Consider the following 19,705-nt stretch of genomic DNA (forward strand, 5'->3'; position numbering starts at 1 on the left):
GGGCTCGCGATTGGGGAGCCCCGATGGTAGCGAGTGGCGGCCAGCGACGGCCACAGGGCAGCCGCCGGATCGACCCTTGCGTCAGACCTCGAAGGCGCTGACCAGGGCGGTCAGGCGATGCGTCTGCCCGCGCAGCGACTCGGCTGCCGCGGCGGCCTCCTCGACCAGCGCGGCATTCTGCTGGGTGGTGCGGTCGATGTCGGCAATCGCCAGGTTCACTTCCTCTATGCCCGAGGTCTGCTCGCGACTGGCGGCGCTGATCTCGCTGATGATGTCGGCCACCTTGCGCACCGACAGCATCACCTCGCCCATCGTGCGGCCGGCTTCATCCACCATGTCCGAACCCGCCTGGGTGCTGGTCACGGCCGAGCGGATCAGGGTCTCGATCTCCTTGGCCGCCTGCGTCGTGCGCTGCGACAGGGTGCGCACCTCCGAGGCCACGACGGCGAAGCCGCGGCCGTGTTCGCCGGCCCGTGCCGCCTCGACGGCGGCATTCAGCGCCAGGATGTTGGTCTGGAAGGCGATGCTGTTGATCACCGAGGTGATGTCGCCGATCTTCCGCGAGTTGTCGTTGATGGCGCTCATCGTGCCGATGACCTTGCTCACCACCTCATGACCCTGCTCGGCGCGGCGCGCCGCGCCCTGCGACAGCTCCTGGGCATGGGCGGCGTTCTGCGCGTTCTGCTTGACCGTGCTGGTCAGGTGCTCGACGCTGGAGGCGGTCTGCTCCAGCGCGCTGGCCTGCGATTCGGTGCGCGAAGACAGGTCCGAGTTGCCCTGGGCGATCTCGGTCGAGGCGCCATCGATCGCATTCGCACCCATGCGCACCTCGCTGACCATGCGGGCCAGGCTGTCGCGCATGTCGCGCAGCGCGCTCAGCAGCAGCGTGGCCTCGTCATTGCCGCTGAGGGCGATGTCCGAGGCCAGGTCGCCCTTGGCGACGCGGGCCGCGGCATCGACCGCGGTCTGCAGCGGGCGGGTGATGCTGATCGTGAGGCGCCAGGCGGTCAGCGCGGCAAGCGCCAGCAGCAGCACGCCCGCGGCGGCAATCACCCGCTCGGTGTTGCGGTTGCTGGCGTTGGCCTGCGCGGTGGCTTCGGCCGTGTGCTCTTTTTGCATCTGGATGAACTTGGCCAGCTCGGCGTTGGCCTGGTTCAGCAGGGGGTCGATCTTGCCGGTGATCACGGCACCGGCCTGCTCGGTGTTGAACTGCGCCGCCAGGTCAACGGCTTCCTTGAAGTGCTTTTCCATCAAGTTGTCGATTTCGCCCAGCCGCTTGAAGACTGCGCGCTCGTCGGCATCGAGCTCGGTGGCCTCCAGCTTGTTGCGGGTGGCCAGGTAGTTGCCGCGTTCCTTCTTCGCCTGCGCCTCATCCTTCTGCACGGCCTCGACCTGGGTCTGCAGGCCCATGTTTCGCACCGCCACGGCGCTGCTGAGCAGGGCGTGGCGCATGGCCACCGCCTGGTCTTCCTGGGCTGCTGACACCTGCAGCGTCTGCAGCAGGGCGCCACGGCTGCTCGCATTGCTGACCATGGCGCCGACCAGCATGGCGCTGGCCGAAGCCAGGATGACGCCGAAGCCCAGCCCGAAACGGGCACCTATCTTGAGATTGCGCAAATTCATGGCGGTGACGAGCTCCCGAGAAGAGAAAGGCCCGCAACATCGCCGCGGGCCTGGGGTGCCGATGCCAGGCCGCCTGGGCAGCATGGCCGGCAGCGAGGATCAGCCCTTGTAGATGCCGCAGCCGACCAGGGTGTCGCCCACGCGCTCAAGATACATGGCCTTGCCTTCGATCTTCTGCGTCACCGGATTCAGGAACTTGTAGCCCTCGACCCAGCCCTTGCCCTTGGTCTTGGCCAGTTCGACGAACATCTGGATCAGCGGCTTGCCGTCCGGGTCCTTGAGGCCGATCAGGTCCTTGCCCACCAGCTTGGGGTTGGCGCCCTGGGCCAGGTTCTTGCCATTCAGGTCGTAAACAATGATGTAGAGGTCACGGTCCTTGAATGACTTGCCATTGGTGAACTCCTCGTATGACTTCTCCGGCCCGTTGGCCTTGATATAGGCCACGGCCTTCTTGACCATGGCCTCGGCCTCGGCGGCCGTGCCTTGCTCGGCGGCGTGGGCCGCGCCCAGCATCACCAAGCTCATCAGCGCAGCGCGCACAAAACCCTTGAACAGCGAAAAACTCTTCATTGACCGTCTCCGTTGGAAAATTGCGTGAGCCCTGAGGATCCTGAGGTGGACGCCCCGTGTGCCTTCATATCGGCAGCGAAACGGGCGGATTGATGTACGAAGGCAATTAAACCCACGGTCTGCAGCCCTTGTCCTCGAAATCTGTGGGGTCCCGTCACATTGGCGACAGCGCAGCTGGCAATACTTGGCACCTGGCCTGTTCATGAGGCTGCACCCGCTGCGGTCAGCTTGATGAAAATCAACGCGTCGGCGCGCTGATCGCACAACACCGGTGCACGCAGGATTAGTATGAAAACCTTGTTCATTCAGCGCCCGGACCGTCGCTGCCCGGTAGCGCGGGCGGCCTGTGAGGTCGCTGACAATTGATTGGCTACCTCGGAAAATGAGCGAAGCGGCAGACAACAGCGTCAACCCCCACTATCTGGATCATGTCGTGGCCACCGGCCGGCAGTATGAGGTGGAGGCCAGCGAGGACATCATGGCCGGCAACGGCATGAAGCTGCTCGCCAAGGGCGCCCGAATCAACGCCGATGTGCGCGACCGCCTGCTGCAGCACAAGCTGAGCAAGCCGCTGGAGGACTGCGTGCAGGTGGTGGACGGGGTGGTGCCGGCCCGGTTCGGCCCCATCGCCGAGGAATTGATGGGCCAGCATGCGCTGCTGGCCGCGCTGTGCACGCCTAAGCTGGCCCAGCAGGGGCTGCCGCAGTCGCTGGCCAAGCTGCGCCTCAGTCTGCCGGTGCAGTCGTTGCTGACGGTGTATTCCGAGTATCAGGGCGACCGGCTCAGGCACACGGTCGGCGTTTCGCTGATCGCGATGGCGCTGGCCCGCCACCTGCTGCCGGGCCAGGTCGATCACCAGCGCATGCTGGCCCTGGCAGGCCTGGTCCATGATGTCGGCGAGCTGTACATCGACCCTGTGTATCTGCGCCGCGAAGAAACGCTGAGCCCGGAGGGCTGGAAGCACATCGTGCTGCACCCTGTGGTGGGCCATCGCGTGCTGCACAAGATGCTGGGCGCCGGCCCGGCCGTGGCCGAGGCGGTGCTGATGCACCATGAGCGGCTGGACGGCTTTGGCTATCCGTATGGCATAGCGGCCGAGCGTCTGAGCCTGGATGGCCAGATTCTTGGCGTCGCCGAGTGGCTGATGGCGCTGATCGAGTCGGGGCTGTCGCCGCTGGAGCGCGCCAGCGTGGCCACCAAGCTGATACCCGGCGAGTTCAGCAGCGAGTTGCTCGAATGGGTGGCGGCCTCGGCCGGCGCCAGCCCCGGCATGCAGCAGGCCCGCGAGGCCCCGGCGCCGCTGGAGCTGGCCGTGCCCCGGCTGGAGCGGCTGGCCACGCTGTTGGCGCGCTTCGGCGCCCTGCGCGGCTGGATTGACGCCCACATCGCCGAGGCCGGGCCCGAGCTGGGCCAGCAGCTGCAAAGCGGCGCGCAGCGCCTCTTGCGCATCCAGCGTGCCTTCAGCAGCGCCGGCCTGGACATTGCCGAGCCTGTGGTGCTGTTGCGTCAGCTGGCCGCCGTCCGCGAGCCCGGCATGCATCTGGAGGTGATGCTGGTGCTCAGCGAGCTCGAATGGCGCTTGCGCGAGCTGGAGCGCGAGGCCCTGCTGCGCGGTGGCCTGATGGGCGCTGACGACCGTGCGGTGATGCTGGAAATGGTGCAGCGGCTGACCGAGGGCTTGGGCGACGCCCCCGTCTGATCACGGCCCAGTCGAGTTTGGGGCGGGCGCGCGAGGGCGGCCGCCCGCATTGCGTGGACAATGGGCCCCCGTCTCAACGCAGAAAGCAGCCCCCGATGTCGATTCAATGGTTCCCCGGCCACATGCACCTGACCCGTCAGGCCATTGCCGAGCGCATCAAGGACATCGATGTGGTGCTGGAAATGCTCGATGCGCGGCTGCCGGGTTCCAGCGCCAATCCGCTGCTGGCCGAGCTGACCAAGGCCAAACCGGCCCTGAAGGTGTTGAACAAGCAGGATCTGGCCGATGTGGCGCGCACCGCGCTGTGGCTGGCCCACTACAACGCCAGGCCCAACACCCGGGCGATCAGCCTGGACGCCAGCGTCACCGCGCCGGCCAAGGCCCTGATCAAGGCCTGCCAGGAGCTGGCGCCGCTGCGCGGCGGGCTGACCAAGCCGATGCGGGTGCTGGTCTGCGGCATTCCCAACGTCGGCAAATCGACTCTGATCAACACCTTGACCGGCAAGCGCGCCGCCAAGACCGGCGACGAAGCAGGTGTCACCAAGGCCGAGCAGCGCATCAATCTGGCGCCCGACTTCGTGCTCTACGACACCCCGGGGGTGCTGTGGCCCAAGATCATTGTCGCCAAGAGCGGCTACAACCTGGCTGCCAGCGGCGCCATCGGGCGCAATGCCTTCGACGAGGAAGAGGTGGCGCTGGAGCTGCTGCACTACCTGATCCCCAACTACGGGGCGGCGCTGCAGGCACGCTACCAGCTGGACGTGGTCGAGGGCCAGAGCGACGAGCAGGTGCTGGAGGCGGTGGCGCGCAAGCGTGCGCCGTTGCTGGGCAGGGGCCGTGCCAATCTGCAAAAGGCGGCCGAGATCGTGATTCACGATTTTCGCCACGGTGTGCTGGGCGCCATCAGCCTTGAGACACCAGAGGAGTTCGCCGCCTGGCATGCCGAGGGCCACAAGCTGGACGCCGAGCGCAAGGCCAAGAAGCAGTCGCTGCAGGACCAGGGGCTGATCAAGGTCAAGCCGCCGAAGAAGGTCAAGACCGACGCGCGGGCCAAGAACAAAGCGTAGGGTCTGGCCTCAAGCGCGCCCTCACGATCTTTGTGTAAGCTCCGGGTCAGTCAAGCTATAACGAGCCCGAGGAGCCAGCATGTTGATCGGAGTCCCTAAAGAGACCGCCCAGGGGGAGACACGCGTGGCCGTGACCCCCGAGACGGCCAAGAAGCTGAAGGCCCAGGGCCACACGCTCAAGGTGGCCGCGGGCGCGGGTCTGGCGGCCAGCGTCACCGACGAGGCCTATGTGGCCGCCGGGGCCGAGATCACGGATCAGGCCGGGGCCCTGGGTGCCGAACTGGTGCTCAAGGTGCGCAGCCCGTCGGAGCAAGAGCTGACCCTGATGAAGGCGGGCGCCAATCTGGTCGGCATGCTCAACCCCTTTGACCGTGAGGGCCTGCAGCGCCTGGCCGCGGCCGGCCTGACCAGCTTCGCTCTTGAAGCCGCCCCGCGTACCACACGGGCGCAGAGCATGGACGTGCTGTCCAGCCAGGCCAATATCGCCGGCTACAAGGCGGTGATGATGGCCGCCGACAAATACCAGCGCTTCTTCCCGATGCTGATGACGGCGGCCGGCACGGTGAAGGCCGCCCGCGTCGTGATCCTGGGCGTCGGCGTGGCCGGCCTGCAGGCGATCGCCACGGCCAAGCGCCTGGGCGCCGTGATCGAGGCCTCGGATGTGCGGCCCTCGGTCAAGGAGCAGGTCGAGTCGCTGGGCGCCAAGTTCATCGATGTGCCCTACGAGACCGCCGAGGAGAAGGAAGCGGCCGAGGGCGTGGGCGGCTATGCCAAGCCGATGCCGCAGAGCTGGCTGGACCGTCAGAAGGTCGAGGTCGCCAAGCGCGTGGCCGCCGCCGATGTGGTGATCTCCACCGCGCTGATTCCAGGCCGCGCCGCGCCGGTGCTGGTGACCGAGGAGATGGTCAAGGCGATGAAGCCGGGCTCGGTGATCGTCGACATCGCCGCCGGCAAGGGTGCCAACGGCGTGGGCGGCAACTGCCCGCTGAGCGTGGCCGACCAGACGGTGGTTGCGCATGGCGTGACCATCATCGGCGAGACCAATCTGGCCGGCCTTGTGGCCGCTGATGCCTCGGCGCTCTATGCCCGCAATGTGCTGGACTTCCTGAAGCTGGTGCTGCCCAAAGACGGCGGCTTCACCGTGCCTATGGACGACGACATCGTCGCCGCCTGCCTGATGACACAGGCCGGCGAGATCAAACGCAAATAGGTCGTAGCCCGGATGGAATCCGGGGCCGATCCCGGATTTCATCCGGGCTACGAACTCGAAAAGAAGGAGAACTCCATGGACATCGTTTCACCCACCGTCACCAACCTGATCATCTTCGTGCTGGCCATCTATGTCGGCTACCACGTGGTCTGGAATGTCACCCCGGCTCTGCACACGCCGCTGATGGCAGTGACCAACGCGATCTCGGCCATCGTCATCGTCGGCGCCATGCTGGCCGCGGCCCTTACCGAGACCGACCTGGGCAAGGCCATGGGCACGCTGGCCGTGGCGCTGGCCGCAGTCAATGTCTTCGGCGGCTTTCTGGTGACGCGGCGCATGCTGGAGATGTTCAAGAAAAAGGACAAGAAGACCGTGGAGGGCAAGCAATGAGTTTCGATCTCGTCACCCTGCTGTATCTGTTCGCCAGCGTCTGCTTCATCCAGGCGCTGAAGGGCCTGTCGCACCCGACCACCTCGATACGCGGCAATTTCTTCGGCATGCTGGGCATGACGGTGGCGGCGCTGACCACCGTTGCGTTGATCGTCAAGCTGGCCCATGGCGAGCTGTTCGGCCTCAGCTATGTGCTGGTGGGCCTGGTCATTGGTGGCGGCATGGGCGCCTATATGGCCAACAAGGTCGAGATGACCAAGATGCCGGAGCTGGTGGCCTTCATGCACAGCATGATCGGTCTGGCCGCCGTTTTCATCGCAGCCACCGCCGTGGTCGAGCCCCATGCCTTTGGCATCACTTCCAAGGGCGGGCCGATTCCGGGCGGCAACCGCATCGAGCTGGCGCTGGGCGCCTTCATCGGCGCGGTCACTTTCAGCGGCTCGGTGATCGCCTTCGGCAAGCTCAGCGGCAAGTACAAGTTCAGATTGTTCCAGGGCGCACCGGTGACCTTCGCCGGCCAGCACAAGCTGAACCTGGCCCTGGGTCTGGCGGCGGCCTTCTTCTGCTTCGGCTTCTGGCACTCACAGAGCTGGATGGACTTCGGCATCATCATCGCGCTGGGCTTTCTGCTGGGCGTGCTGCTGATCATTCCGATCGGCGGCGCCGACATGCCGGTGGTGGTCTCCATGCTGAACAGCTACTCGGGCTGGGCGGCGGCGGGCATCGGCTTCTCGCTGAACAATTCGATGCTGATCATTGCCGGCTCGCTGGTCGGCAGCTCGGGCGCCATCCTTTCGTACATCATGTGCAAGGCGATGAACCGCTCCTTCTTCAACGTCATCCTGGGAGGCTTTGGCGGTGATGCCGGCGGCCCGGCGGCCGGGGCCAAGGAGCAGCGCCCGGTGAAGAGCGGCAGTGCCGACGATGCGGCCTTCATCCTCGGCAATGCCGAGACGGTGGTGATCGTGCCCGGCTATGGCCTGGCCGTGGCCCGCGCCCAGCATGCGGTCAAGGAACTGGCCGAGAAGCTCACGCACAAGGGCATCACCGTCAAGTACGCCATCCATCCGGTGGCCGGCCGCATGCCGGGCCACATGAACGTGCTGCTGGCCGAGGCCGAGGTGCCCTACGACCAGGTGTTCGAGATGGAGGACATCAACGGCGAGTTCGGCCAGGTCGACGTGGCCATCATCCTGGGCGCCAACGACGTGGTGAATCCGGCCGCGCTACAGAAGGGCAGCGCCATCTATGGCATGCCGATCCTCGAGGCCTACAAGGCCAAGACCATCATCGTCAACAAGCGCTCGATGGCCGCCGGCTATGCGGGCCTGGACAACGAGCTGTTCTATATGGACAAGACCATGATGGTGTTCGGCGACGCCAAGAAGGTGGTCGAGGACATGGTCAAGGCGATCGAGTAAGCCGCAGCCGCCGGGGCCCGCAAGGTGGAGGCTGCAGTCAAGCCCGCCCGACCCAGAGGCCTGCGGCGTATCGCCCTGGCGCTGCTGCTGCTGTTGCTGCCGCTGCTGTTGATGGCGGTGGTGCATGAGGTTTCGCAGTACTACAACATGGTCACGCCGCCGCAGGTGCTGCGGTTGGTGCTGGCCGACCGCATCTTTGATACGGGTGAGTTGCCTCCGTTCGGTGCGGTGCTGCCCCCGGCACGGCCGGCACAGGCAGTCACGCTGCCCGACGCGGTGCCCGAGACTCAGGCCGACGGCAGCCCCACCGCGGCCAGTTGGTACCGCCTGCCCTTCGAGCTCAGCGAGCCGGCGCGCGAGCCCTATCTGCTGAGCCTGCAGCACCGGCCCGAGGCGATGGTGTATCTGGACCAGTACCTGGTCACCCGCTCGCATCCCGATGACGCCAGCAACCGGCTGCAGCGCAGTCTGGGCCTGGGCCGCCAGCCGGTGCTGATCAATATCGCGCCCGACATGCTGGACGCCGGTCCGCATGCCATCTATGTGCGGCTGGCCGAGCCCGGCTTCGAGGGCACCAAGCTCTCGGCCGTCCTGCTGGGCCCCGCCGCTCAGATGCAGCGCTTTCATTCCTCGCGCGACGTGCGCCAGTCGCTGCGCGCCGCCACTGCCCTGGCCGGCCTGGTGATAGGCATCTTCCTGCTGCTGGTGTGGCTGGCCCTGCGCCAGGAGTGGGTGTACGGCCTGGGGGGCTTTTTCTGCCTGTCGGTGGCCCTGCTTCTGTCACCCTATCTGTTGGCCGCCGCGCCCCTGCCTTCGCCCTGGTGGCGCATGGTGCTGGACGTGGGCGATCTGCTGTCCAAGGTGGCCCTGCTGGTGCTGGTGGCACGGCTGACCGCCTGGCCTGCACGCTGGCCGGTGATGCTGGCCCTGGGCGTGGCCGCCATCGGCCTGCCCATAGATGCCTGGGCCGCGCTGACCGGGCAGACCTGGCTCGACTTCAGCCGACCCTGGCCCTGGTGGGCGCTGGGCAGCCGCCTGACGCTGCTGGTCGCGGCGGCCGGGCTGATGCTGCTGGCGGCGCTGCGCAGCGGGCGGCTGGTTGCGGCGGCGGCGGCCCTGGCGGTGGGGCTGTCGTTGTGGGCCTGGGTCTATGTGAGCTTCTTCGCGCTGATCATGAACAAGCTGTTCCTGGTGGTGGACGTGAATATGGTCGGCCATGCGGCCCTGGTGCTGCTGGCCGGCCTGACGCTTCAGCAGCGCTTTGTGGCCTCGCTGCGCGAGCAGCAGCGTGTGCGGCAGGATCTTGAGCGCCAGGTTGAAGCGCGCTCACGGGAACTTGAGCAGCGCTTTCGCGAGCTGCAGCACAGCGAACAATTGCGCAGCGCCGCCGCCGAGCGCGAGCATCTGCTGCAGGAAATGCACGATGGCCTGGGCTCGCAGCTGCTGATGGCCAAGCTGGGAGCCGAGAGCGGGCTGGACAAGCGCGAACTGGCCGCCCTGCTGGACGACTGCATCGACGAGATGCGGCTGACCGTCGATGCGCTGTCGGTCAGCGACGGCGACCTGACGCAGTTGCTGGCCAATCTGCGCCATCGGCTGGGCGCCCGGCTGGCCGCCGCCGGCCTCACGCTGAGCTGGCAGCTGGCCGACACGCCGCTGCTGCCCTGCCTGGCCGGCACCGGCGGGCGCGAGCTGGTGCGCATCGTGCAGGAGACGCTGAACAATGTGCTGCACCATGCCGGCGCCACCGAGGTGGTGTTCTGCACGCAGCTGGAGGCTGATGGCACTGCCGTGCGTCTGTCGATCAGCGACAACGGCCTGGGCATGCCCGCCGAGCCGAGCGCGGGGCAGGGCATGCGCAATATGCGCAAGCGTGCAGCGCGGCTGGGCGCCACCTTGAGCTGGCACGCGGCGGCATCGCTGTCCGTTGTGCCCGGCGCGCCGCCCCGGGGCACCGAGCTGCGCCTGCGCCTGCCGCTGGATGCGCCGCGTATCAGCCGTGCCTAGGCCATTTACCTAGGGACTGCCGCCCAAATCCCGCTATCGAATCCCCTGATTTCGGTGACCCCATTCCTTGGTCACAATGCCCCTCAATAATTGGAGACCGTGCTGATGGAGAAAATCTGGCTGAAGCAGTACCCCGCAGGCGTGCCGGCGGAGATCGATACCAAGCTCTATCCCTCGCTGGTGGCCTTGCTGGACTCAGGTTTCAAGAAATATCGTGACCGGCCCGCCTACAAGATGATGGGCAAGGCGATGAGCTTCGGCGAGATGGACGAGCTGTCGCAGGCGCTGGCCGGCTATCTGCAGGGCCTGGGCCTGGAGCGCGGCGACCGTGTGGCGGTGATGCTGCCCAATGTGCCGCAGTACCCGGTGGCGGTGGCAGCCATCCTGCGCGCCGGCTATGTGGTGGTCAACGTCAATCCGCTGTACACCCCGCGCGAGCTGGAGCATCAGCTGAAGGACTCGGGCGCCAAGGTGATCGTGATCCTGGAGAACTTTGCCGCCACCCTGCAGCAGGTGCTGCCCCATGTGCCGACCAAGCACATCCTGCTCACCGGCATGGGCGATCTGCTGGGTTTCCCGAAGCGTTACATCGTCAACTACGTCGTGCGTCAGGTGAAGAAGCTGGTGCCGGCCTTCGAGCTGCCCACGGCGGTGACGCTGGCTGCGGCCCTGTCGCGGGGCGCCAAGCTGCCCTACAAGGCGCCGACCATGGGCCCGGAAGACATTGCCGTGCTGCAGTACACCGGCGGCACCACCGGTGTCAGCAAGGGGGCGGTGCTGGTGCACCGCAATCTGGTCGCCAATCTGCTGCAGAGCGAGGCCTGGTACGGCCCGGCGCTCAAGAAGGTGCCGGCCGGCGAGCAGCTGGTGTCGATCGCGGCGTTGCCGCTGTATCACATCTTCGGCTTCACGACGAACATGATGCTGGGCCTGCACATGGGCTCCTGCAATGTGCTGATCCCCAACCCGCGCGACATCCCGGCCCTGTTCAAGGAGCTGTCCAAGCACCGCTTCCACAGCCTGCCTGCGGTCAACACCCTGTTCAATGCGATGGCCAACCACGCGCTGTTCAACACGGTGGACTGGAGCGGCCTGATCATCTCGGTCGGCGGCGGCATGGCCGTGCAGCAGGCCACGGCCAAGCTGTGGCTGGAGAAGACCGGCTGCCCGATCTGCGAGGGCTATGGCCTGTCCGAGACCTCGCCCTCGGCCACCTGCAACCCGACCGACAGCCTGGCCTATACCGGCTCGATCGGCCTGCCGCTGCCCAGCACCGAGCTGTGCCTGCTCGACGACGACGGGCACGAGGTGGCCCCGGGCCATTCGGGCGAGATTGCCATCAAGGGCCCGCAGGTCATGGCCGGCTACTGGCAGCGTCCCGACGAAACCGCCAAGGTGATGACGCCGGAGGGATTTTTCCGCACCGGTGACGTGGGTACGGTGGACGATCAGGGCTTTTTCCGCATCATCGACCGCAAGAAGGACATGATTCTGGTCAGCGGCTTCAATGTCTATCCGAACGAGATCGAGGACGTGCTGACGCAGATGGAGGGTGTGCTCGAATGCGCCGCCGTCGGCGTGCTGGACGAGAAGTCCGGCGAGGCCGTCAAGGTGGTGATCGTCAAGAAGAATCCGGCGCTGACCGAGGCCGAGGTCAGGGCCTATTGCGAAACCACGCTGACCGGTTACAAACGGCCCAAGGTGGTGGAGTTCCGCACCGAACTGCCCAAGACGCCGGTAGGCAAGATACTGCGGCGTGAACTACGCGACAAGAATTGAGTTTGCGCAGCGGGTGACCACCGCCTGATCGGGCCGGCCTGCGCTAAGGTCGCGGCGGAGGATTTGAACGCCGATGCTTGACCAGTGCTACACGAAGACCGATGCGGGTCGCGCCGAGATCAAGGCGCGGGCCCTGGCCTTGTCGCGCAGCACCCGCAATCTCTTGCTGGTGCTGGACGGTTCGCGCACGGCCCGTGAGTGGCTGGGCCTGGTGCAGGGCGTGACCGAGGCCGACATCGCCTACTTGCTGGAGCATGGTCTGATCGGCGCTGCCGGCGCTGCCGCTCCCGCCCTTGCTGCAGCGGTGCCGGTTGCCTCCACGCCGGCCATCGCGGTGCCTCCGTCCAGCCGGTCGGAGCGCCAGCTCGCCGCCTTCGGTGATCCTCCGCAGCTGGACTACCAGCAGCTCTACGCCTACCTGAGCAGCCAGGCCACCAAGCAGCTGGGCCTGATGAAGGGCTATGTGTTTGCGCTGGAGGTCGAGCAATGCCACGACCTGGCCGAGCTGCAGGGCCTGGCGCTGACCCTGGTCGAGCGGGTGGAGCAGAACAAGGGCGCCGAGGTAGCCGGTCCACTCCGCCTGGCCTTGGGCATCCGGGCTTAGACCACCAGCGCTTCCGTCTCGGCCATCAGGCCCAGTGCGGCCTTGACCAGGCCTTCCACCTGCGGCACGCCGGCCTGCTCCAGCACCCAGGACGCCGCCGCCGGCGCATCGGGCCCGGTCACGCGCCTGATCGGCGCCTTCAGCGCGGCAAAGGCCTTCTCGCTGACGATGGCCGCCACCTCGGCGCCCACGCCGCAGGGCGCCGCCGCCTCATGTACCACCACCAGGCGGCCGGTCTTGCGCACCGAACGCAGAATCGTCGCCTCGTCCAGCGGCTTCAGCGTGCGCAGGTCTATCACCTCGGCGTCCACGCCCTGGGCGGCCAGCTGTTCGGCCGCCTGCAGGCAGCTGCCCACCGTCTTGGCATAGGACACCAGGGTCACGTCATGACCGGCCTTCAGCACGGCGGCCTGGCCCAGCGGCACCACATGCTCGCCTTCCGGCACTGGGCCTGGAGTATGGGCCAGGGCCAGATCCATGAAGAACAGGACCGGGTTGTTGTCGCGGATGGCGCTCTTCAGCAGGCCCTTGAAGTCGGCCGCGCTGCTGGGCATCACCACCTTCAGCCCGGGGGCGTGGACGAACATCGCCTCCAGATTGTGGTTGTGCTGGGCGCCGACGGCCCAGCCGGCGCCGGTCATCGTCATCACCACCATGGGGAACTCGAACTGGCCGCCGGACAGATAGCGAAGCTTGCCGGCGCTGTTCATGATGCCGTCCATGGCCAGCGACAGAAAGGGCGCGAACAGCAGATCGACCACAGGGCGCAGGCCCATGGCCGCGGCGCCGGCGGCGGTGCCGGCGATGATGCCCTCCGCCAGTGGTGTGTTGCGCACGCGCTGCGGGCCGAATTCGGTCAGCAGGTCACCGCGCTTGGTGGCCACGCCCTCGCCGAACATCATGACGCGGGGGTCGCGGCGCATTTCCTCGACCAGGGCCTGGCTGATGGCATCGCTTACAGATATGGTTTGCATTTCGGATACTCCTTGATGGCGTTCAGGCGTAGACATCGGTGGTCAGCTCGCGCAGATCGGGCCAGGGCGAGGTCTGGGCATAGCTGAAGGCGGCCTCGACCAGGGCGGCGACGCGATGCTCGATGTGCGCGTATTCGCCATGGCCCAGCTGGCCGCTGGCCAGCAGCCGGTCGCGCTGCAGCGCGATCGGGTCACGGGCCTTCCAGCGCGCCAGCTCGGCCGGCGGCACATAGGACTGGTCGTCGGGCTCGAAATGGCCGCGGGTGCGGTAGGTGTTGAGCTCGAGGAAGTAGGGCTTGCCGGTGCGGCGCACCTGTTCGGCGGCGGCCAGGGTCGCGGCATGGACGGTCTCGACATCATTGCCGTCGACCGTCAGCGCCGGCAGGCCATGGCCCTCGGCCCAGGGGCGCACATGCTCATGCGGCATCGTTTCGTCGCGGCGCACAAAGGCCTGCCACTGGTTGTTCTCGCAGATATAGAGTACCGGCAGCTGCCAGGTCACGGCCAGGTTCAGCGACTCGTGGAAGATGCCCTCGCAGGCGGCGCCGTCACCGAAGAACACGGTGGTGATGCCGCCCGGCTCGGTGCCGGCGCCGCCCATTTTCTGGGCCAGGGCCACGCCGGTGGCCAGCGACAGCTCGCCGCCGACGATGGTGGATGTGAGCACCACGCCGAGCTCCCGCGCCGAGACATGGAGCGAGCCGCTCTTGCCCTTGCAATAGCCGGTGGCGCGGCCCATCACCTCGGCCATCAGGCGGCCGGGGTCGGCGCCGCGGGCCAGCAGATGGCCGGCGCTGCGGTGGTTGGTCAGGATGCGGTCCCGCGGCTGCAGGGCCGTGACCGCGCCGACGGCAGCGGCCTCCTGGCCGACGGCGGTGCAGGTGCCGGGCGATTGACCGGCGATGGTGGCGAGCTTCTCCTCATGGGCGCGGATCAGCATCATGGCTTCGAGCATGGAGATGCGGCTGGGGCTGGGCATGGCGGTCCTTCGGGTGGCAGGTGGGGTGATTCGATTCTGGGCAAACGGGCCTCTGCCGGCATCGGCCAAAGGAGTCACGGCCCGGGGCACGACGGGCCATGGCCCGAGGGCCCCTGGCCCTGGGGCACAATTCGCCATGCCCTCCCGCCTCCATGTCGATACGCCGCTGCAGACCGGTGTGACCCTGCTGCTGCCGCCCTCCGCTGCCCGCCATGCACAGGTGCTGCGCCTGCAGCCCGGTGCCGAGCTGACCCTGTTCAATGGCCTGGGCGGCGAATGGGCCGCCACCGTCACCCGCATGGGTCGCAGCGAGGTCGAGGTGATGATTGGTGCCCATGACAACGTCGAACGCGAGTTGCCCCAGGCCATCACCCTGGCCCTGGCCATGCCCGCGAATGACCGCATGGACTTCCTGGTCGAGAAGGCCACCGAGCTGGGCGTGGCTGCCATCCAGCCGCTGATGAGCGAGCGCTCGGTGCTGCGCCTGGCCGCCGAGCGGGCCGAGAAGAAGATCAACCACTGGCAGGGCGTGGCCATTGCCGCCTGCGAGCAAAGCGGCCGCACCCGCGTGCCGCGGATCGCTCCGGTGCGCACGCTGGCCCAGTGGTTGGCCGGGCTGGAGATGCCCGCCGGTGATCAGCGCCGCTGGCTGCTCAGCCCTACCGCCGCCAGACCGCTACCCGAGCTGTTCCAACAAGCAGGAACTGGCACCATCGTGCTCAGCGGCCCCGAGGGCGGCCTGAGCCCGGCCGAGGAAGACGTGGCCCGCGCACGCGGCTTCGAGGCCGCGACACTGGGCCCGCGCATCCTGCGTGCCGACACCGCGCCGCTGGCGGCGCTGGCCTGGCTGGGGCTGCAGACCTCATGAATCCTCAACTGCTGCTGCTGACCTTCTGCCAGGGCCTGTTCCTGACCAACAACGTCACCTTCATCGCCATCAACGGCCTGGTTGGCCTGGCCTTGGCGCCGCAGGCGTGGATGGCCACGCTGCCGGTCTGCGGCTATGTCGCCGGCGGTGCGCTGTTCGCGCCGCTGGTGGCGCGTCATCAGCGCGCCTGGGGGCGCAAGCGCGGTTTCCAGCTGGGCCTGGTGGTGGCCATGTTCAGCTGCGCGCTGGCCGCCTGGGCGGCGAGCACCCAGCAGTTCTGGTGGGTGGTGGTGGCCACGGTGCTGGCCGGCTACTACAACGCCAATGCCGGCCTGTACCGCTTTGCCGCCACCGAGCTGGTGGCGCCGGCGTTCAAGGAGCGGGCCATCTCCTGGGTGCTGGCCGGCGGCATCATGGGTGCGGTCACAGGGCCGAATCTGGCCAAGGCGAGCAAGGATCTGCTGGTCCAGCCCTTTGCCGGCGCCTATCTGGTGCTGATCGCCGTGGCCCTGCTGTCACTGTTGACCCTGTCCTTCATCCGCTTTCCGCCGCTGCCTGTGGCGGCGCCCGGCGCGGCGGCCGGGCGCACGGTGCGCGAGCTGATGCGCCAGCCGGTGTTCGTGGTGGCGATCGCCGCCAGCGCCCTGGGCTATGGCGTGATGAATCTGCTGATGGCCGCCACGCCGATCGCGATGGCGCAATGCGCGCACCCATTCGATAACGCCGCCATCGTGCTGGAGTGGCATGTGCTGGGCATGTTCGTGCCCAGCTTCTTCACCGGCAGCCTGATCAAGCGTTTCGGGGCCCTGCCCATCATGGGCGTCGGCGTGCTGCTGAACCTGGCCTGCGTGATGTTTGCGTTGTCCGGCACCGACCTGATGCATTTCGTCGGTGCGCTCCTGGTGCTGGGCGTGGGCTGGAACTTTCTGTTCATAGGCGGCACTACGCTGTTCACCCAGGCCTACCGGCCCGAGGAAAGAACCACCGCCCAGGGCGCGATGGATTTTTGCATTTATGCGACTATGACCGTTACCTCGTTCAGCTCCGGCGCCCTGGTCACGACCGGCGGCTGGACCTGGATGAATCTGGGCTCGTTGCTGCCGTTGGCGGCCACCGGTTTGGCGCTGTTGTGGCTGGCCACGCGCCCCAGACTGGCGCGTGTTTGAACTGTTACACCGTTGCCCTCTATTTGACTTGAAATAGGCCGAAACTCGGCAATACTCGTTGTCCACACCCGCGCATCGTCAACCTGGGAGACGCATGATGGGACTGCTGAATGCCGTGCTGATTGCGCTGTCGCGCCGCAATGGCTTCGAGAATTCGGAGCTGGGCGCCGTGGCCGGATTGCTGGGGCGCGACGCCCCGGGCGAGGGCGTGACCGGTCTGGTGGAGCAGTTCGAGTCCAGCGGCATGGGCGAACTGGTCGACTCCTGGATTGGCCCCGGCGAGAACCTGCCCGTCGAGCCGCACCAGATCCAGCAGGTGCTCGGTCGCGAAACCCTGCAGGGCATGGCCGATCAGCTGGGCCTGTCGGAGCTGGAGGTGGCAGTGCGCATGAGCCAGCTGCTGCCCGACGCGGTGAACCGGCTGACGCCGCAGGGCCATCTGCCACCCCGAGGCCTGGGCAGCGTCAACGAACTGCTGGGGCGGCTCAGCGCGCCGAACTGATCACTCGGGCGCGGATTCGGCGGCTGGCTTGGGCGTACGCGCCGAGCCGGCGACGAGATCGAACCTGAACAGCCGACATTCGATCGGGCCATTCCACATCGGCACCCGGCGCGACTCCTTCAGCCGCATCTTGCTGGGCAGCTTCATGTCCGGTGTCAAGAGGTAAGCCGTCCAGCCCGGGGTCTGCAAGGTGTAGGCCCGCTTCCAGTGGGCCGACAGGCGCGGGAAGAAGTCGTCCGTCGCGTCACGCTGCTCCGATCCGGATGCATCGCGGCTCATCGTCTGCAGTCCGGCCTTGCCGCGCACCTCGATCCGTTCGCCATAGGGCGGATTCATCATCAAGGTGCCGGGCATGCCCTCGGGCAGCACGGGGGCCGGGCGCTCCAGCGCATCGCCGCCATTGAACTGGATGTACTGGGCGACGCCGGCGCGCTCCGCATTGCGGCGGGCAAAGTCCACCATGCGGAAGGCCACATCGCTGGCGTATATCGGCACCGGGCAGGGACGGATGCGCTGCTTGGCCTGGTCCTTGATCTGCTGGAAGCGCGAGCGCAGGCCGGCAAAGGGCAGCAGGCGCTCGAAGGCAAAGCGGCGGCCCATGCCGGGCGCCATCTGGCAGGCGATCTGGGCGGCCTCGATGGCAATCGTGCCCGAGCCGCAGCAGGGGTCGTGCAGGGCGCCGCCCGCCTCGGGCGTGCCCTTCCAGCCGGCGGCGGCCAGCATCGCGGCGGCCAGCGTTTCCTTCAGCGGGGCGTCGCCCTTGTCCTCGCGCCAGCCGCGCTTGAACAGCGGCTCGCCGGAGCTGTCGACATACAGCGTCGCCCACTCCGGGCCCAGATGCAGCACCACCGACAGATCGGGGAAGCGGGTGTCCACGCTGGGCCGCTCGCCGGTGGCGTCGCGCAGCACATCGCAGATCGCGTCCTTGATGCGCAAGGTGGCGAAGTTCAGGCTTTGCAAGGGCGAGCGGTGGGCGGTGGTGTCCACACGTATCGTCTGGTGCGGGGTGATCCACTGCGTCCAATCGATGCGGCAGGCCAGTGTGTACAGCGCGTGCTCGTCGAAATAGGGGCCGTCGGTCAGCTGTATCAGCACCCGCTGGGCCAGGCGGCTGTGCAGATTGAGCTGCATCACCACGTCCAGATCGCCCTTCAGGCCTATGCCGCCCTTCAGCGTGTTGACCGGGATGTCGGGCAGCAGGGCCTGCACCTCCTCGGCCAGCAGGGCTTCGACGCCGGCGGCGCAGGGGAGGAACAGGGTGAAGGTGGTGGGGATTGAGGCTTCGGACATACGAGATTATCGGCCCTGCCGATAGTGCCCGCCTTAGAGCTGTTTTCGCAGATTGGCGGGGGCTATCCGCAAGCCCTCGCGGTACTTGGCCACCGTCCGCCGCGCCACCTGTATGCCCTGCTCGTCCAGCATATCGCTGAGCTGGCTGTCGGACAGCGGCTTGGTCGGCGACTCGGCGGCAATGAACTGCTGGATCAGCGCACGCACCGCGGTGCTGGAGGCATTGCCGCCGGCCTCGGTGTTCAGCGAACTGCCGAAGAAATACTTCAGCTCGAAGGTGCCGAAGCGGGTGGCCATGTACTTGGCGGTGGTGACGCGCGAGATGGTGGACTCGTGCAGGCCCAGCTCGTCGGCAATCTCGCGCAGCACCAGCGGCTTCATCGCCAGTGCGCCGTGGGTGAAGAAGGCCTTCTGCCGCTCCAGGATGGCCTGGGACACGCGCAAGATGGTGTCGAAGCGCTGCTGGATGTTCTTGATGAACCAGCGCGCCTCCTGCAAGTGGGTGCCCAGCGTCGAGCCGCTGGCGCCGCCGCGCTGCTGGCGCAGCGCCCGGGCATAGAGCTCGTTGATGCGCAGCTTGGGCATCACGTCCGGGTTGAGCACCACCTTCCAGCCCTTGCCCGCGGGCAGCACCAGCACGTCGGGCTGTATCGCCGCCGCCTCGGTGTGCGAGAAGGCGCGGCCGGGCTTGGGCTCCAGCGAGGTGATCAGGTTCTGCGCCTCGCGCAGCAGGTCCTCGTCGGCGCCGGTGGCGGCCATCAGGCGCTTGTGGTCGCGCCGCGCCATCAGCTCCAGATGCTGCTTGCAGATCAGGATGGCAATGGCCTGGGCCTGGCTGCGTGGCAGTGCGCGCAGCTGCAGCAGCAGGCATTCGGACAGATCGCGGGCGCCCACGCCCAGCGGCTCCATGCTTTGCAGCCACTTCAGCGCGCAGCGTAACTGGTCAAGGATCTCGTCATGGCTGTCTGGCTCATCGGAGGCCAGGGCCTGGGCCAGCTCCTCCAGCGGGTCGAGCAGATAGCCGTCCTCGGTCAGCGATTCGATCAGGTACATCAGCGCTGCACGGTCGGCTTCGCTGAGGTGCATGCCGGCCATCTGCGCGCGCAAATGCTCCTGCAGGCCGATGCCGGGGCTCTCCTGCTCGCGCTCCATGCCGTCGTCGGATTCGCCGCTGCCACTGCTGCTGCTCGGGGTCTCGCGAATGCCGTCGAAGTCTTCCCGCTCGGTGCCGTTCTCCCAGTCCTCGCGCTCGGTGCCGCCGAAGTCGCCGGCCTGCAGCTCGGCGCTGGGCTCGTCGCCGGCGCCGTCGGCGCTGTCCCGGGCGCTGGGCTCGTCGGCCTGGGCCGTGCTGTTGTGCAGCGGTTCGATGCGCTCGGGCAGGGCGCCGGGCTCGAAGCCGTCGTCCTCGGGCTCCAGCATCGGGTTCTGTTCCAGCATCTGCTCGACTTCCTGGTGCAGCTCCAGGGTCGAGAGCTGCAGCAGACGTATCGATTGCTGCAGCTGAGGCGTCAGCGCCAGATGCTGTGACAGGCGTACCTGCAGGGACTGCTTCATCT

At 67.2% G+C, this 19,705-nt stretch carries 17 protein-coding genes; 11 read left to right on the forward strand and 6 right to left on the reverse strand.

Annotation, left to right across the window (positions count from 1 at the left end; genetic code table 11):
- Positions 1–81: 81 nt before the first annotated feature.
- Positions 82–1,623: a methyl-accepting chemotaxis protein gene (locus DES47_RS29570; protein WP_166651948.1), complete on the reverse strand. Its 1,542-nt coding sequence runs from the start codon at positions 1,621–1,623 to the stop codon at positions 82–84.
- Between the two features lie 99 nt (positions 1,624–1,722).
- Positions 1,723–2,193 (reverse strand): cache domain-containing protein, encoded by a 471-nt coding sequence (locus DES47_RS10320; protein WP_341800595.1) that lies wholly within the window; start codon positions 2,191–2,193, stop codon positions 1,723–1,725.
- A 382-nt stretch (positions 2,194–2,575) separates the two neighbouring features.
- On the opposite strand from DES47_RS10320, the gene DES47_RS10325 reads away from it, so the two are divergent.
- The 8 genes from DES47_RS10325 (at position 2,576) to DES47_RS10360 (ending at position 12,370) form a co-directional block, all read left to right on the forward strand.
- Positions 2,576–3,892: an HD-GYP domain-containing protein gene (locus DES47_RS10325; protein ID WP_133700566.1), complete on the forward strand. Its 1,317-nt coding sequence runs from the start codon at positions 2,576–2,578 to the stop codon at positions 3,890–3,892.
- 95 nt (positions 3,893–3,987) lie between these two features.
- Positions 3,988–4,959, forward strand: a complete 972-nt coding sequence (ylqF, locus tag DES47_RS10330) for a ribosome biogenesis GTPase YlqF (protein ID WP_133700567.1) — start codon at positions 3,988–3,990, stop codon at positions 4,957–4,959.
- A gap of 79 nt (positions 4,960–5,038) precedes the next feature.
- The gene (locus DES47_RS10335; protein WP_133700568.1) at positions 5,039–6,169 is read left to right on the forward strand and encodes a Re/Si-specific NAD(P)(+) transhydrogenase subunit alpha; all 1,131 of its coding nucleotides are present in this window, start codon (positions 5,039–5,041) and stop codon (positions 6,167–6,169) included.
- Positions 6,170–6,244: 75 nt separating this feature from the next.
- Complete coding sequence (locus tag DES47_RS10340) at positions 6,245–6,559, forward strand: NAD(P) transhydrogenase subunit alpha part 2 (protein WP_133700569.1); 315 nt, start codon at positions 6,245–6,247, stop codon at positions 6,557–6,559.
- Entirely contained in the window at positions 6,556–7,980 is a 1,425-nt protein-coding gene (locus DES47_RS10345; protein WP_133700570.1) for an NAD(P)(+) transhydrogenase (Re/Si-specific) subunit beta, read from the forward strand. Before DES47_RS10340 ends, DES47_RS10345 begins: the two co-directional genes overlap by 4 nt.
- Positions 7,981–8,004: 24 nt before the next feature.
- The gene (locus DES47_RS10350) at positions 8,005–9,987 is read left to right on the forward strand and encodes a sensor histidine kinase (protein WP_133700571.1); all 1,983 of its coding nucleotides are present in this window, start codon (positions 8,005–8,007) and stop codon (positions 9,985–9,987) included.
- 105 nt (positions 9,988–10,092) lie between these two features.
- The gene (locus DES47_RS10355; RefSeq protein ID WP_133700572.1) at positions 10,093–11,766 is read left to right on the forward strand and encodes a long-chain-fatty-acid--CoA ligase; all 1,674 of its coding nucleotides are present in this window, start codon (positions 10,093–10,095) and stop codon (positions 11,764–11,766) included.
- A gap of 73 nt (positions 11,767–11,839) precedes the next feature.
- Positions 11,840–12,370: a hypothetical protein gene (locus DES47_RS10360; RefSeq protein WP_133700573.1), complete on the forward strand. Its 531-nt coding sequence runs from the start codon at positions 11,840–11,842 to the stop codon at positions 12,368–12,370.
- Here DES47_RS10360 and DES47_RS10365 read toward each other — a convergent pair.
- Both DES47_RS10365 and DES47_RS10370 read right to left on the reverse strand, forming a co-directional pair.
- Entirely contained in the window at positions 12,367–13,344 is a 978-nt protein-coding gene (locus DES47_RS10365) for an alpha-ketoacid dehydrogenase subunit beta (RefSeq protein ID WP_133700574.1), read from the reverse strand. The two genes, DES47_RS10360 and DES47_RS10365, sit on opposite strands and share 4 nt — an antisense overlap.
- 22 nt (positions 13,345–13,366) lie before the next feature.
- Positions 13,367–14,323: a thiamine pyrophosphate-dependent dehydrogenase E1 component subunit alpha gene (locus DES47_RS10370; RefSeq protein WP_133700575.1), complete on the reverse strand. Its 957-nt coding sequence runs from the start codon at positions 14,321–14,323 to the stop codon at positions 13,367–13,369.
- Between the two features lie 136 nt (positions 14,324–14,459).
- Here DES47_RS10370 and DES47_RS10375 point away from each other — a divergent pair, with 136 nt between their 5' ends.
- The 3 genes from DES47_RS10375 (at position 14,460) to DES47_RS10385 (ending at position 16,859) form a co-directional block, all read left to right on the forward strand.
- Positions 14,460–15,191 carry a 16S rRNA (uracil(1498)-N(3))-methyltransferase gene (locus DES47_RS10375; RefSeq protein ID WP_133700576.1) on the forward strand — a complete coding sequence of 244 codons (732 nt, stop codon included), beginning with the start codon at positions 14,460–14,462 and terminating at the stop codon, positions 15,189–15,191.
- Positions 15,188–16,357, forward strand: a complete 1,170-nt coding sequence (locus DES47_RS10380; RefSeq protein WP_133700577.1) for an MFS transporter — start codon at positions 15,188–15,190, stop codon at positions 16,355–16,357. Before DES47_RS10375 ends, DES47_RS10380 begins: the two co-directional genes overlap by 4 nt.
- Positions 16,358–16,451: 94 nt before the next feature.
- Positions 16,452–16,859 carry a YidB family protein gene (locus tag DES47_RS10385; RefSeq protein WP_133700578.1) on the forward strand — a complete coding sequence of 136 codons (408 nt, stop codon included), beginning with the start codon at positions 16,452–16,454 and terminating at the stop codon, positions 16,857–16,859.
- On the opposite strand, the gene DES47_RS10390 is transcribed toward DES47_RS10385, so the two are convergent.
- A complete protein-coding gene (locus DES47_RS10390; RefSeq protein ID WP_133700579.1) occupies positions 16,860–18,149 on the reverse strand; it encodes a THUMP domain-containing class I SAM-dependent RNA methyltransferase in 1,290 nt (429 codons plus the stop codon).
- Positions 18,150–18,182: 33 nt separating this feature from the next.
- On the reverse strand, positions 18,183–19,703 hold the full coding sequence (locus DES47_RS10395; RefSeq protein WP_133700580.1) for an RNA polymerase factor sigma-54: 1,521 nt from the start codon (positions 19,701–19,703) through the stop codon (positions 18,183–18,185).
- Between the last annotated feature and the right edge of the window lie 2 nt (positions 19,704–19,705).

The sequence above is a fragment of the Roseateles toxinivorans genome (genome assembly GCF_004362525.1).
Taxonomy (GTDB): Bacteria; Pseudomonadota; Gammaproteobacteria; order Burkholderiales; family Burkholderiaceae_C; genus Paucibacter; species Paucibacter toxinivorans.

Coding starts and splice junctions, on each gene's coding strand:
- DES47_RS29570 (WP_166651948.1), bottom strand. CDS start 1,623: ATGAATTTGCGCAATCTCAAGATAGGTGCCCGTTTCGGGCTGGGCTTC.
- DES47_RS10320 (WP_341800595.1), bottom strand. CDS start 2,193: ATGAAGAGTTTTTCGCTGTTCAAGGGTTTTGTGCGCGCTGCGCTGATG.
- DES47_RS10355 (WP_133700572.1), top strand. CDS start 10,093: ATGGAGAAAATCTGGCTGAAGCAGTACCCCGCAGGCGTGCCGGCGGAG.
- DES47_RS10325 (WP_133700566.1), top strand. CDS start 2,576: ATGAGCGAAGCGGCAGACAACAGCGTCAACCCCCACTATCTGGATCAT.
- DES47_RS10380 (WP_133700577.1), top strand. CDS start 15,188: ATGAATCCTCAACTGCTGCTGCTGACCTTCTGCCAGGGCCTGTTCCTG.
- DES47_RS10375 (WP_133700576.1), top strand. CDS start 14,460: ATGCCCTCCCGCCTCCATGTCGATACGCCGCTGCAGACCGGTGTGACC.
- ylqF (WP_133700567.1), top strand. CDS start 3,988: ATGTCGATTCAATGGTTCCCCGGCCACATGCACCTGACCCGTCAGGCC.
- DES47_RS10390 (WP_133700579.1), bottom strand. CDS start 18,149: ATGTCCGAAGCCTCAATCCCCACCACCTTCACCCTGTTCCTCCCCTGC.
- DES47_RS10340 (WP_133700569.1), top strand. CDS start 6,245: ATGGACATCGTTTCACCCACCGTCACCAACCTGATCATCTTCGTGCTG.
- DES47_RS10345 (WP_133700570.1), top strand. CDS start 6,556: ATGAGTTTCGATCTCGTCACCCTGCTGTATCTGTTCGCCAGCGTCTGC.
- DES47_RS10365 (WP_133700574.1), bottom strand. CDS start 13,344: ATGCAAACCATATCTGTAAGCGATGCCATCAGCCAGGCCCTGGTCGAG.
- DES47_RS10370 (WP_133700575.1), bottom strand. CDS start 14,323: ATGCCCAGCCCCAGCCGCATCTCCATGCTCGAAGCCATGATGCTGATC.
- DES47_RS10360 (WP_133700573.1), top strand. CDS start 11,840: ATGCTTGACCAGTGCTACACGAAGACCGATGCGGGTCGCGCCGAGATC.
- DES47_RS10395 (WP_133700580.1), bottom strand. CDS start 19,703: ATGAAGCAGTCCCTGCAGGTACGCCTGTCACAGCATCTGGCGCTGACG.
- DES47_RS10385 (WP_133700578.1), top strand. CDS start 16,452: ATGATGGGACTGCTGAATGCCGTGCTGATTGCGCTGTCGCGCCGCAAT.
- DES47_RS10335 (WP_133700568.1), top strand. CDS start 5,039: ATGTTGATCGGAGTCCCTAAAGAGACCGCCCAGGGGGAGACACGCGTG.